This window comes from Halomonas sp. TH-94 (assembly GCF_057473365.1).
In genome coordinates this window covers 1-12387 of sequence record NZ_JBYCKL010000072.1, presented here as the reverse complement: position 1 = coordinate 12387, position 12387 = coordinate 1, and the positions used below count along the sequence as shown (strand labels likewise).

At 65.4% G+C, this 12387-nt stretch carries 12 protein-coding genes; 5 read left to right on the top strand and 7 right to left on the bottom strand.

Annotated elements, in window-relative coordinates; genetic code table 11:
- Positions 1 to 152: 152 nt before the first annotated feature.
- The 3 genes from AC2VNO_RS14310 (at position 153) to AC2VNO_RS14300 (ending at position 3547) form a co-directional block, all read left to right on the top strand.
- A complete protein-coding gene (locus AC2VNO_RS14310; protein ID WP_486934758.1) occupies positions 153 to 1538 on the top strand; it encodes an aldehyde dehydrogenase family protein in 1386 nt (461 codons plus the stop codon).
- 19 nt (positions 1539 to 1557) lie between these two features.
- Complete coding sequence (locus AC2VNO_RS14305) at positions 1558 to 2739, top strand: iron-containing alcohol dehydrogenase (protein WP_486934757.1); 1182 nt, start codon at positions 1558 to 1560, stop codon at positions 2737 to 2739.
- A gap of 73 nt (positions 2740 to 2812) precedes the next feature.
- On the top strand, positions 2813 to 3547 hold the full coding sequence (locus AC2VNO_RS14300) for a glutamine amidotransferase-related protein (RefSeq protein WP_486934756.1): 735 nt from the start codon (positions 2813 to 2815) through the stop codon (positions 3545 to 3547).
- Here the strand turns inward: AC2VNO_RS14300 and AC2VNO_RS14295 are convergent.
- Positions 3527 to 5656: a heavy metal translocating P-type ATPase gene (locus AC2VNO_RS14295; RefSeq protein WP_486934755.1), complete on the bottom strand. Its 2130-nt coding sequence runs from the start codon at positions 5654 to 5656 to the stop codon at positions 3527 to 3529. The two genes, AC2VNO_RS14300 and AC2VNO_RS14295, sit on opposite strands and share 21 nt — an antisense overlap.
- 214 nt (positions 5657 to 5870) lie before the next feature.
- Here AC2VNO_RS14295 and cadR point away from each other — a divergent pair, with 214 nt between their 5' ends.
- Together cadR and AC2VNO_RS14285 are read left to right on the top strand one after the other, a co-directional pair.
- Entirely contained in the window at positions 5871 to 6326 is a 456-nt protein-coding gene (gene cadR / locus AC2VNO_RS14290) for a Cd(II)/Pb(II)-responsive transcriptional regulator (protein ID WP_486934754.1), read from the top strand.
- A gap of 13 nt (positions 6327 to 6339) precedes the next feature.
- Positions 6340 to 6957, top strand: coding sequence for a C39 family peptidase (locus tag AC2VNO_RS14285; protein WP_486934753.1), 618 nt, complete (start codon positions 6340 to 6342; stop codon positions 6955 to 6957).
- On the opposite strand, the gene iadA is transcribed toward AC2VNO_RS14285, so the two are convergent.
- The 6 genes from iadA to AC2VNO_RS14255 form a co-directional block, all read right to left on the bottom strand.
- Positions 6954 to 8102 (bottom strand): beta-aspartyl-peptidase, encoded by a 1149-nt coding sequence (gene iadA, locus AC2VNO_RS14280; protein WP_486934752.1) that lies wholly within the window; start codon positions 8100 to 8102, stop codon positions 6954 to 6956. The two genes, AC2VNO_RS14285 and iadA, sit on opposite strands and share 4 nt — an antisense overlap.
- A 65-nt stretch (positions 8103 to 8167) precedes the next feature.
- Entirely contained in the window at positions 8168 to 8956 is a 789-nt protein-coding gene (locus AC2VNO_RS14275; protein ID WP_486934751.1) for a transporter substrate-binding domain-containing protein, read from the bottom strand.
- Between the two features lie 360 nt (positions 8957 to 9316).
- The gene (locus tag AC2VNO_RS14270) at positions 9317 to 10084 is read right to left on the bottom strand and encodes a transporter substrate-binding domain-containing protein (protein ID WP_486934750.1); all 768 of its coding nucleotides are present in this window, start codon (positions 10082 to 10084) and stop codon (positions 9317 to 9319) included.
- Positions 10085 to 10180: 96 nt separating this feature from the next.
- Positions 10181 to 10948 carry a transporter substrate-binding domain-containing protein gene (locus AC2VNO_RS14265; protein WP_486934749.1) on the bottom strand — a complete coding sequence of 256 codons (768 nt, stop codon included), beginning with the start codon at positions 10946 to 10948 and terminating at the stop codon, positions 10181 to 10183.
- 121 nt (positions 10949 to 11069) lie between these two features.
- Entirely contained in the window at positions 11070 to 11801 is a 732-nt protein-coding gene (locus AC2VNO_RS14260) for an ABC transporter permease (RefSeq protein ID WP_234270028.1), read from the bottom strand.
- 1 nt (position 11802) lies between these two features.
- Positions 11803 to 12387 (bottom strand): ABC transporter permease (locus AC2VNO_RS14255; protein WP_486934748.1); only part of this gene is annotated, 585 nt, incomplete at its 5' end.

Here is a 12387-nt window from a genome sequence, read left to right as displayed (position 1 = left end):
TGTACGACGCCAGCACTGCGTTGGAGCGCCTCGAAATCTGCTCATTGGCTACAGCCAACTCCGCGATTTCTCGTTGCTCCGCCTTGTTCTGACGCCGTTCGCTCGGCCCCGAAAGGGTTGATGAAACGGATTTGATAGCAGGAGAACGCCAAGTGGCCATACAGAAGACGATTTCTCCGGTCGACGGGTCGGTCTACGTCGAGCGGGAGCTGGCCGACCCGGCGTGGGTCGAAGCGGCACTGGAAAGGGCGGTAGCGGCGCAGCGTGCCTGGCGCGAGACGAGTCTCGCCGAACGGGCGCGGCTGTGCTCGAAAATGGTGGATGCCTTCGTTGCCCGGCGCGACGAGCTGGCACTGGAGCTGACCTGGCAGATGGGCCGCCCGATCGCAGTGGCCGGCGGCGAGATCGGCGGCTTCGAAGACCGGGCGCGCACCATGATCGCCATGGCAGAGGAGGCGCTAGCGCCGATTCGCCTGGCCGACAAGCCGGGTTTCACCCGCTACATCACCCGCGAACCGCTGGGCGTATCGTTCATCGTCGCCCCCTGGAACTTCCCTTTCATGACCGCGGTAAACGCCGTGGTGCCGGCGATCATGGCCGGCAATGCGGTGATCCTCAAGCACTCCGCCCAGACTCCGCTGTGCGCCGAGCGCTTCCAGCAGGCCTTCGACGAGGTCGGGCTGCCCGAGGGCGTGTTTCAGCACCTGCACCTCTCCCACGATGCCGCCGAGGCCGTGGTACGCGACGCCCGTATCGCCCATGTCTCCTTCACCGGTTCGGTGGCGGGCGGCGCGATGGTCGAGCGCAATGCCGCCGGGCGTTTCATTGCCAGCGGGCTGGAGCTGGGCGGTAAGGACCCGGCCTACATACGTGCCGACGTGAATCTCGATGAGGCGGTGCCCGGGGTGATGGACGGCGCCTTCTTCAATTCGGGCCAGAGCTGCTGTGGCATCGAGCGCATCTATGTGCACCAGTCGATCTTCGACGATTTCGTCGAGCGTGCCGTGGCCTGGGTGCGCCAGCTGCGTCTGGGCAACCCTACCGACCCCGAGACCACCCTGGGCCCGCTGGTGCGACCTGCGGCGGCGGATTTCGTGCGTGGCCAGATCGAGGAGGCGGTGGCCGCCGGGGGCAAGGCGTGGATCGACCCCGGTGAGTATTCGCTCTCGCTGCCCGGCAGCGCCTACCTGGCGCCGCAGGTGCTGACCGATGTCGACCACTCGATGCGGGTCATGACAGAGGAGAGCTTCGGCCCGGTGGTCGGCATCATGCCGGTAGCGGACGACGACGAGGCCGTGCGGTTGATGAACGACAGCGACTTCGGTCTCACGGCGGCGGTGTTCACCCGCGACCTGGCGGTGGGCGAGGCGCTGGCGGCAAGACTGGAAGCCGGCACCGTGTTCACCAACCGCTGCGACTATCTCGATCCGGAGCTGGCCTGGACCGGCGTCAAGCAGTCGGGGCGTGGCTGTTCGCTGTCGCGTATCGGCTATGAAACGCTGACCCGGCCCAAGTCCTTTCATCTCAAGCACGCCTGAACTGGCCCAGGAGCTCGCCATGAGTCACGACATTAATCATTTCACCATGGGCTGGAACTACCCTTCGAATATCCTCACCGGGGCGGGGCGCATCCGTGACCTGCCCGGGGCGTGCCAGGCGTTGGGCATGGGCGCGCCGCTGCTGATCACCGATCCCGGCCTTGCGGCGCTGCCGCTGGTGCAGGAGAGCGTCGAGGCGTGCCGGGAAGCCGGCTTGGGCATTGCCGTATTCAGCCAGGTCAAGGGCAACCCCACCGGGCGCAACGTGCTCGACGGCATCGACGCGTTCCGCAACGGTAGCCACGATGGCGTGATCGCCTTCGGCGGCGGCTCGGGGCTGGACGCCGCCAAGGCGGTGGCGCTGATGGCCAACCAGCGCGAGGGGCTGTCGCTGTGGTCGCTGGAGGATATCGGCGACAACTGGAAGAACGCCGACGCCAAGGCCATCGCCCCCATCGTTGCCGTGCCCACCACTGCCGGCACCGGCTCCGAAGTGGGACGCGCCTCGGTAATCACTGACGAGGCGGAACACGTCAAGCGCATCATCTTCCACCCCGGTATGGTGCCGGCCACGGTGATCCTCGACCCCGAACTCACCGTGGGGCTGCCGCCCGCCATCACCGCAGCTACCGGCATGGATGCGCTGTCTCACTGCATGGAGGCGTGGTGCTCGCCGCGCTTTCATCCCATGGCGGAGGGGATCGCCGTGGAGGGCATGCGTCGCATCGATCTCTATTTACAGCGCGCCTACAGCGACGGTCATGACCTCGAGGCGCGCATGAACATGCTGGTGGCCTCGAGCATGGGGGCCACCGCTTTCCAACGCGGCCTGGGGGCCATGCATGCCTTGGCACATCCGCTCGGGGCGCTGTTCGATGCCCACCACGGAACCTTGAACGCAGTGCTGATGCCCTACGTGCTGCGTGCCAACGAGCGCGCCATCGGCGAGCCCATGGTGCGTCTGGGTCGCTATCTCAACCTGGACCAGCCGGGCACGGCGGCGGTGATCGACTGGGTACTGGGTCTGCGTGAGCGGCTTGGCATCCCGCATACCCTGGCGGAGATCGGCATCGATGCGCGCCAGGCCGACAAGGTCGGTCGCATGGCGGTGGCGGACCCGTCGTCTGGCACCAACCCGGTAGCCTTCGACGCCGACGAGTACCGCGGTATCTTCGTTGCCGCCGTGGAAGGCAGGCTTTGATCGCTTGGGCGTGAGTGTGCATGGTGGCGAGTCTGGCGAAGCCAGGGAAGGTTTACTGAAAGGAGATTCATCGATGCGCATCGGGCTACTGCAGTGCGATGACGTGGCGCCTGAACTGCGCGAGGCCCACGGCAACTATCCGGAAATGTTCGCGGACCTGTTCCATCGGGTCGACCCCATGCTCGAGTTTCGCGTATGGCGCTGTCAGGATGGTGAGATTCCCGACGACATCGACGCCGTCGATGCCTGGATGACCACCGGATCCAAGCATGGCGTCAACGATGGGTTGTCCTGGGTCGATGATCTGAGTGTGTTCGTGCGTGACCTGTGGGAGGCCGGCAAGCCGCTGGTGGGCATCTGTTTCGGTCACCAGCTGATGGCCAAGGCGCTGGGCGGCGAGGTGGTCAAGAGCGAGAGAGGCTGGGGGGTGGGCATGTCGTTCAATCGCGTCGAGGCTCGGGCCGAATGGATGGAACCCTGGCAGCCGGGCCTCGACCTGCTGGTCAGCCACCAGGACCAGGTCGAGCTCCTGCCACCCCAGGCCACCATCGTGGGGGGCAGCGACTTCTGCCCTCACTACCTGATGCAGATTGGCGAGCACTTCCTCGGCGTGCAGGGGCATCCGGAATTCACCAAGGCCTATTCCCGCGACCTGATGGCGCTGCGCCGCGAGCTGGTCGGCGACGAGCGGGTGAGCCAGGGAGTAACGTCGCTGGCCGCGCCAGTGGACGATACGCTGATGGCGCGCTGGATCGTCAACTTCATGCAGCGTGCCGTGGCCCTTCATTCAAGACGCAAGGGGTCGTGAGCGTACCTGTGTAATTCCGGGGCGCAGCAACCGCAGACCGTTGGCCACCACGATCAGGCTGGCGCCCATGTCGGCGAATACCGCCATCCACAGCGTCGCGTGACCGGTAAAGGCAAGCACCATGAACACCGCCTTGAGCCCAAGGGCAATGGCGATGTTCTGCATCAGTATCGCGTGCGTACGGCGAGAAAGACGCAGGAAGTCGGCCAGCCGGCGCGGGTCGTCGTCCATCAAAGCCACGTCGGCGGTCTCGATGGCGGCGTCGCTGCCCAGCGCGCCCATGGCAAAGCCGATGTCGGCACGGGCCAGCGCCGGGGCGTCGTTGATGCCGTCGCCTACCATGCCCACCGGCCCTTGCTGGGCGCGTGCCTCGATCATCGCCAGCTTGTCCTCGGGCAGCAGCGCACCGTGAGCTTCGTCGATACCGGCCTGGGTGGCTACCGCGGCCACGCTGGCCGGGGTGTCGCCGCTCAGCATCAGCGTGGTCACGCCCAGTTGATGCAGCGCCGCGATGGCGGCCGGGCTCTCCTCGCGCAGCGGATCGCCAACGGCGAACAGAGCCTGTGGACGGCTCTCCTCGCCGAGAAGGACCAGGGTTTCACCTCGGGCTTCGTACTGTACCAGCTGAGCCTCGAACGCCTCGTCGGTCGGCGCGAACTGCCGCATCAGCCGCCGGTTGCCAAGCCAGACCGCCTGTTCACCTTGCCTGGCAACCACGCCCCGACCGGGCAGTTCCCGTACGTCGCTCACTTCCAGCGGAACGACCCCGTCGGCCTCGGCGGCCTGGGCCAGGGCCGCCGATACCGGATGCGACGACCGACTGGCGAGCCCTGCGGCCAGGGCTCGCAGGCGTTCGCGACCGGCGGTGTCCAGCGTCGAGTCGAGGGGGTGCCAGGCGCGCTGCGAGGGGCGGCCCTGGGTCAGGGTGCCGGTCTTGTCGAAGGCGATGGTGACGAGACGACGCCCCTGCTCGAGCACGTTGCCGCCCTTGATCAGGATCCCCGCACGGGCTGCGGCGGCCAGACCGCTGACCACGGTCACCGGGGTGGAAATCACCAGCGCACAGGGGCAGGCGATCACCAGCAGTACCAGAGCGCGGTAGCTGGCTTCGAGCCAGGTCACGCCGAACAGCCACGGCCAAGTGAGGCCCACCAGCAGGGCAAGGGCGAATACCGCCGGGGTATAGACGGCGGCGAAGCGGTCGATGAAGCGCTGGGTAGGGGCGCGGCTGGCCTGGGCCTGCTCCACGGTGTGGATGATGCGGGCCAGGGTGGTGTCGCTCGCCGCACGCGTGGTGCGGTAGAGGAATTCGCTGCCCTGGTTGACGCTGCCGGCGAAGACGTCCGCCCCCGGCGTCTTGTCCACCGGCAGGCTCTCGCCGGTGATTGGCGATTCGTCCAGCGCCGGATGGCCCTCGGTAACGCAACCGTCCAGCGCCAGGCGCTCGCCCGGCCGTACCCGTACCAGGCTGCCTACCCCGACCTCACGGGCCGAAACGCTGCGGAAGCCGCCGTCGGGTTGGCGCACGCTGGCGCTCTCCGGTGCCAACGAGAGCAGCTCGCGAATGGCGTTGCGCGCCCGGCCCAGCGAGCGTGCCTCGATGCGCTCGGCCAGTGTGAACAGCACCAGCACCATGGCCGCCTCGGCCCACTGGCCGATCAACAGGGCGCCGGTCACCGCCACGCTCATCAGGGCATTGATGTTGAGCGTGCGGTGGCGAAGGGCGATGAAACCTTTCTTCCAGGTGGGTAGGCCCACCAGTGCGATGGCCGCCAATGCCAGTGCGGCGGCGAGCCAGGGCTCGGCCAGCTCCAGCCAGTGGCTGGCTTCGGCCGCCAGCGCCATCAGTGCAGCTGCACACAGCTTCCACCAGCGTGCTTCGTTACTGGCTTCTGGCGTGCGTCGTGCCGGATCGTGGCGCTGTGCGCTCATGCCGGTGGACGCGATACGGCGCTCGATGGCCTCATCCGATGCGTGACGGTGATGCACGGTCAGCACGCGGTTGATCAGATCGAAGTCGAGGCGTTCGATGTCCGGTACGTCCGCCAGCGCACGGCGTAGCAGGGCCTCCTCGGTTGGGCAGTCCATCGCCTCGATATGCAGGCGCAAAGCGCTCGTGTCCGAGGGGAGTGCCTCGCGTAAGGATTGCGAGCGCAAGGGTTGCGAGCGCAAGGGTTGCGAGCGCAAGGGTTGCGAGCGCAAGGGTTGCTCACCGCAGCAGCTGTCACAGGTTGGTTTCGTCGTCATCTCGAGCTCCTTGCCAAGTCTGCTCGTATGACACACCCTGTAGTCACTACAGAGTCAAGCGATTGACGAGGCCTGCATGAAAATCGGTGAGCTGGCCACCCGCACCGGCTGCGCGGTGGAAACTATCCGCTACTACGAGCGTGAAGGGCTGCTGCCCGAACCTGCCCGTACGAGCGCCAACTATCGCTGCTATGCCGAGCCGCACGCAGAACGGCTGCGCTTCATCCGTCACTGCCGTACTCTGGATATGACGCTGGAGGAGATTCGTACGCTGCTCGATTACCATGATCATCCTCGCCAGCCCTGCAACGCGGTAAACGGCCTGATCGACGATCACCTCGCTCATGTAGAGGCACGCATCGAGCAGTTGCAGGCGCTTCGCGAAGCGTTGGTCACGCTGCGCTCGCGCTGCAACGGCGAGACCGATTCCAGTCACTGCGGCATTCTCCAGGAACTGGCCCAACCGGCGGCGGAAAGACTCGTGGAGCCACGCGAGCCGAGCCACGTCCCGGGGCCGCACAAGGGACATTGATCGAGAGGCACCGATGTCGAACAGCGCAGCTCCCGCTTACTATTCACAGTGGGTCTCCAGCGAGTGCATTCCGGCGATCCTGGCCGGGGAAATGAGCGTCGCCGACGATCCACGCTGGGCCGAGTCCGGTGCGCCCAGCGCCGAGGTCTACGCTCGCTGGGCCTCGCATATCTGCGGTATGGCCTGTACCAAGATGATGCTCGAAGAGCTGAGAGGGGAGCGTTATACCTTGTTCGAGCTACTCGAAAGGTGCCGGGAGGCGGGCGGCTATGTGGTCAACGAGGCGGGTATCAAGGGCCTCTACTATCGCCCCCTGGTGCAGCTGTTGAGCGCACGCCATGCGCTGAATGCCGAGGTGGTGGAGCATGTCGAAGCCGAGCGGCTCATCGGATGGCTGGATGCGGGGCATCGGGTCATCGCTTCGGTGCACCCGTCGATCCGGACACCCGACCAGGACCCACCGCATCGCGGCGGGCATCTGGTCTATCTATTCGGCCGGGATGAGCGAGGGCGCCTGCGCTTCCACAACCCTTCCGGCCTGCCCGGGGGCAGCCAGGCGGACGCACGACTCGATATCTCCGGCTTCGAACGCTTCTTCGCCGGGCGCGGCATTCTGGTACGGCCCGGTTAGCCCCTTCGATACACCCTTTTCCCCAGAGCCCAAACCTCGTCGATGGCCCACTCGTGCTCGGCGAGAACCAGCAGGTCGGCATCGCAGCCGGGATCCAGGCGCCCCTTGGCAGGGAGCTTGAGCGCATCGGCAGTATGGGTGCTGCCCGCGCCGATGGCGTGCTCCAACGATATGCCGTGCTTGTGAATGCATTCGCCGACCGCCTCGAACAGGCTGGCGAGGCGGCCGGGTTCGAGCCCGACGAAGCGGCGCTCGGTATCGAAGCGGGGTAGCGAGGCGTTGGCATCGGAGGAGAGGGTAATGCGTGACGGCTCGACGCGAGCCTCCAGGGCGCGGGCCACGGCTTCGGCGGCGGGCACTTCGCCGCCGGCAAGCAGTTCCGCTGTGGTGCTGGTGGTGAAGTCGATGCGGCCACCTTCGCGGGCGAAGCGCAGGCCGTCCTCGAATAGTGCCGGAGTACGGTTGATATGGGTCGGCATGAACTGGGCGACAGGAATGGCGCTGTGGCGGACGGCTTCGCGCAGCGGCTCCAGGTGCGTGGGGGCATCGCCCGTATGGATGAAGACGATCCCCGCCTTGCCCGCCAGCATGCCGGCGGTGCGTGCCTCCGAGGCCAGGCGGGCCAGTTCGAAGGGGGAGGGCTGCGAGCCGCGATGGTCGCTGATCGCCACCTCACCCACGCCGATGTATTCAGGAATGAACACAATGTCGCTGCCCACCGAGCCGGTCAGCGTCACCGGCGGCAGCTGGTAGGAGCCGGTGTAGCAGTAGGTGGTGAGACCGCCGGCGGCCAGCTCGCGGGCCTTGCCCAGCAGGTTGGCCGGCGTGCGCGTCAGAGCGTCGGTGCCCAGGGCGCCGATCAGGGTGGTGACGCCGGATGCCAGGGCGTCCTCGAGGGTCAGCTCGGCGGTGCGCGTGCCGAAGCCGCCCTCGCCGCCGCCGCCGATGAAGTGCACCAGCGGGTCGACCAGGCCGGGGATGACCCGGCGCCCTTCCAGGTCGATCTCCTCGATAGCGGGGCCGATGGCAGGCAGTGGCTGGCCGGCAGGTACCACGGCGGCGATGCGTGCGTCGGCGATCAACAGATGGCAAAGCCCCATATTGCGAGGCGCATGCAATTGGGCGTTCTTCAGCAGGGTGAGCATCCAGGTTCCTCGTTGAGCTCGAACGCCGGCAGATGCCGGCGTTCTCAGTCCAGGTTCAGCTCGGGTTACAGCTTGATATCGTAGTTGAAGTAGCGAGCCATGATTTCGTCATAGGTGCCGTTTTCCTTGAGCGCGGCCAGCGCTTCGTTGAAGCGCTCGGCCAAGGCTTCGTCGCGGGGGCGAAACGCCACGCCCACGCCCTTGCCAAAGATGTGCTCCGGCTCCTTGATGAAGTCGCTGATGCGCTGGAACTGACTCTCGTCGGTATCGATGGCCATGCTGGATTCCGCCACCGGGTAGTCCATGAAGGTGAGGTCGAGGCGGCCGGCCCGCATGTCGGTCACGACGTCGTCGGCGCTGGTGTAGCGACGGACCTCTACCAGATCGCCGTAGAGTTCGCTCACGTAGTTGTCCTGCAGCGTGGCACGCTGCACGCCGACCACCAGCCCCTCGAGGCTGTCGCGCTCTTCGATGTCGATGTCGCCGCGGTCACGCGTGGTGATCCAGGCGCTCGGGGTGGTGTAGTAGGGCTCGGAGAAAAGCACACGCTGGGCGCGCTCTTCGGTGATCGCCATGGATGACATGATGGCATCGTAGTTGCGAGCCATCAGTCCGGGAATGATGCCGTCCCAATCCTGCTCCACCCAGGTACAGGTGGCTTCGAGGTATTCGCAGACGGCGTTGCCCAGCTCGATCTCGAAGCCGGTCAGCTCGCCGTCCGGCTGACGGTACATGAAGGGCTCGTAGGGAATGTCGACGCCCAGACGAATTTCTGAATAGTCACGGGCCTGGGCGGCACCGACGGTCAGGCCGGCTGCCAGACTGGCAGCCAGAAACAGGGTGGTCGTACGCATGAGACTTCCTCCCGGGAAGGTGTTGTTTTGCTCAATGCTTGGTTTGCCGACGTCGGCAATTTTCGTCGCGCTTCAGTTGCGACAAGGCACACGCTCTTTGCCTACACGGCAAGGAGGTGAGATGGCACGGGCGTGCCTAAGCGACCGAGATGGCCGCGGGAAGGGGCTATTCGTCGAACCACTCGCTGAGGTAGAAGCTGTCGAAGTAACAGCGGTAGACCTCAGGCATGGGCTGTGGGAAGCGGTCGATCATGGACACTGTCCTGATGCGTTTGTTACACAGTCGAATTTCCTGCATGTCACCGGCTTTGTCAACCTCCCGCCTCGACCGCTGCCGGCCAGGGCGGGAGATCGATGATCCTAGTCCGTGAAATAGCGGTCGTGGATCTCGTCGTAGGTACCGTCTTCCTTGAGCGCCGCCAGCGCTGCGTTGAAGCGCTCGGCCAAGGCTTCGTCGCGGGGGCGGAAGGCAATCGCGATACCATCGCCGAAATACTCGTAGGGCTCGCGGATCATCTCGCCGACCACGCGGTAATCACCCCGCTCGCTGTCGAGCAGGGTGGTCTTGCCCACCGGGTAGTTGACGAAGACCAGATCGAGACGGCCCGACTCCATGTCCAGCAGCATGTCGTCCACGCTCGAGTAGCGGCGCACAGAGGCCACGTCGCCGTAGAAGTCGGTGGCGTAGCTGTCCTGCAGGGTGCCGCGCTGGACGCCCAGGGTGCGCCCGGCCAGGCTCTCCTCCGAGGGTGTCTCGATATCGGTGTCGGTCGGGCCGAACCAAGCCGAGGGTGGCGTGAAGTAAGCATCGGAGAACAGCACCTGAGCGCGGCGCTCCTCGTTGATGGTCATCGAGGACATGATGGCATCGTAGTTGCGGGCCATGAGCCCGGGAATGATGCCGTCCCACTGCTGCTCGATCCACTCGCAGGTGATGCCCATCTGTTCGCACAGAGCATTGCCCAGGTCGATGTCGAAGCCGGTCAGCTCGCCAGCCGGGGTGCGGTACTGCATTGGCTCGTAGGGCACGTCGACGCCGAAGCGGACGTGATCGTAGCTGTCACGGGCATGGGCCTGGCCGAAAACCAGCACGATGCCGGTCAGCGAGGCGATGAAGGCTTTCTTCATGACAATCCCTTGTTGTTATAGTGATCGGAGGGCGCCGCGCCCCTGTGGCGCGGCGCAATAGCGACGGTACTTCGCTTGACCTGCTCGTCGCCGAGCTTACTCTTCGCCGAAATAGCGCTGGTAGATCTCGTCGTAGGTGCCGTCTTCCTTCAGCGTGGCCAGGGCCTCGTTGAAGCGCTGGGCCAGAGCCTCGTCACGCGGACGGAAGGCGATGCCGAAGCCTTCGCCGAAGTACTCTTCCGGCTCGGTGACCATCTCGCCGACCACCTCGAACTCACCTCTGTGGTTGTCGAGCAGGGTGGCCTGGCCGACGATGAACTCCAGGAAGACGAGGTCCAGACGCTGGGCCTGGAGGTCGAGCACCATGTCGTCGGCGGTGGAGTAGCGGCTGACGTTGGCTACGCGGCCGTAGTTGTCGGTGACGTAGCTGTCGAAAGTGGTACCGCGCTGCACGCCGATGCTCTTGCCGGCCAGGGTCTGTTCGTTGATCTCTTCGACATCGCTGCCGGCCGGGGCGAACCAGGCACCGGGGATGGTGATGTAGGGATCGGAGAAGAGCAGGGTCTGGCGGCGTTCGTCGTTGATGGTCATCGAGGACATGATGGCGTCGTAGTTGCGCGCCAGCAGGCCGGGGATGATGCCGTCCCACTCCTGCTCGATCCACTCGCAGGTGATGCCCATCTCGGCACACAGGGCGTTGCCCAGGTCGATGTCGAAGCCGGTCAGCTCACCGTCCGGCGTGCGGTATTCCATCGGCTCGTAGGGAACGTCGACGCCGAAGCGCACGTGATCGTAATCGCGGGCCTGGGCGGTACCGGCTGCGAGGGCCACGCCCAGCAGGGATACTGTCAGCAGTTTTTTCATGTTTCGTTTCCCTTTGTTTTCGTTCGGCACCGTTTCGGTGACGTCGCGCCTGAATTTAGCGCAGCCACGCCGGGGTCGAAAGCCCTGGCGCGAGCTTTTTCCAACGCCTGTTTGACGTTGTTCAATTGCCGCTCTGGGGCTTGAGGTGAGCCAGCAGCCTTTTCTCCAGGTAGCGGAAGAAGTAGAGGATGGCGAAGGTCAGGCAGAGGTAGATCGCCGCCGCGAACAGGAAGGCCTCGAACGGCGCATAGAAACGCGCATAGACGAAGCGTGCCGCGCCGGTGATGTCCATCAGCGTGACCACGCTGGCGATGGCGCTGGCATGCAGCATGAAGATCACCTCGTTGCCGTAGGCCGGCAGGGCGCGGCGGAAGGCGCTGGGCAGCACGATGCGCCGCATCATCAGCCCCTGCGACATGCCGTAGGCCTTGGCCGCTTCGATTTCACCCTGTGGCGTGGCCTTGATCGCCCCGCGGAATATCTCGGTGGTGTAAGCCGCCGTGTTGAGGGTGAAGGCGATCAGCGCCGGGTAGAAGGCCTCGCGCAGGATCGGCCAGAGGAAGGTCTGCTGGATGCCGTCGAAGAACACCACGCCGTAGTAGATGATGTAGAGCTGGATCAGCAGCGGCGTGCCGCGGAACACGTAGGTGTAGGCATAGATCGGCAGGCTGATCCAGCGACGCCCCGAGCTGCGCCCGATGGCCAGCGGTATCGCCAGCACCAGGCCGGCGACCAGCGACAGGAACACCAGTTGGGTGGTGAGCACCAGCCCGTCCCAGTAATAGCCGATGGTCTGCGGGGTGAAGATGCGGTTGCCGGCGAGCAGTTCGTTGAGCCAGGTCAATTCTGTCATCTCAGTGCCCTCCGAAGCCGACGTTGTAGCGCTTCTGCAGCCGGGCGAACATCCACTCCGACACGCTGGCGATCAGCAGATAGACGGCGGCCACCGGGATCAGAAAGGTGAACGGCTCGTGGGTGGCGCGCGACGCCTCGGCGGCCACGCGTACCATGTCCGAGAGCCCGATCACCGAAACCAGCGCGGTGGTCTTGAGCAATACCATCCAGTTGTTGGAGATGCCCGGCAGGGCATGGCGCATCATCTGCGGAAAGCGGATGCGCCGGAACACCAGCCAGGGGCTCATGCCGTAGGCCTTGCCGGCCTCGATCTGGCCGTGCTCCACGGCCATGAAGGCGCCGCGGAAGGTCTCGCCCATGTAGGCCCCGAAGATGAAGCCGATGGTGAGCACCCCGGCGGCGAAGGCGTTGAGGTTGATGTACCAGTCCACCCCGAACTGGTCGTAGATGGCATCGGTGGCGACGTTGAGCGCCATCTGGCCGCCGAAGAACAGCAGCAGCATCAGCACCAGGTCGGGCACGCCACGAATCACCGTGGTGTAGAGCGTGGCCACCTTGTGCAGCAGCCAGTTGCGCGACATCTT

What these genes read in the sequence shown, in the direction of transcription:
- AC2VNO_RS14305 (WP_486934757.1), top strand. Translation starts at nt 1,558, where the DNA reads ATGAGTCACGACATTAATCATTTCACCATGGGCTGGAACTACCCTTCG.
- AC2VNO_RS14300 (WP_486934756.1), top strand. Translation starts at nt 2,813, where the DNA reads ATGCGCATCGGGCTACTGCAGTGCGATGACGTGGCGCCTGAACTGCGC.
- cadR (WP_486934754.1), top strand. Translation starts at nt 5,871, where the DNA reads ATGAAAATCGGTGAGCTGGCCACCCGCACCGGCTGCGCGGTGGAAACT.
- AC2VNO_RS14285 (WP_486934753.1), top strand. Translation starts at nt 6,340, where the DNA reads ATGTCGAACAGCGCAGCTCCCGCTTACTATTCACAGTGGGTCTCCAGC.
- iadA (WP_486934752.1), bottom strand. Translation starts at nt 8,102, where the DNA reads ATGCTCACCCTGCTGAAGAACGCCCAATTGCATGCGCCTCGCAATATG.
- AC2VNO_RS14275 (WP_486934751.1), bottom strand. Translation starts at nt 8,956, where the DNA reads ATGCGTACGACCACCCTGTTTCTGGCTGCCAGTCTGGCAGCCGGCCTG.
- AC2VNO_RS14270 (WP_486934750.1), bottom strand. Translation starts at nt 10,084, where the DNA reads ATGAAGAAAGCCTTCATCGCCTCGCTGACCGGCATCGTGCTGGTTTTC.
- AC2VNO_RS14265 (WP_486934749.1), bottom strand. Translation starts at nt 10,948, where the DNA reads ATGAAAAAACTGCTGACAGTATCCCTGCTGGGCGTGGCCCTCGCAGCC.
- AC2VNO_RS14260 (WP_234270028.1), bottom strand. Translation starts at nt 11,801, where the DNA reads ATGACAGAATTGACCTGGCTCAACGAACTGCTCGCCGGCAACCGCATC.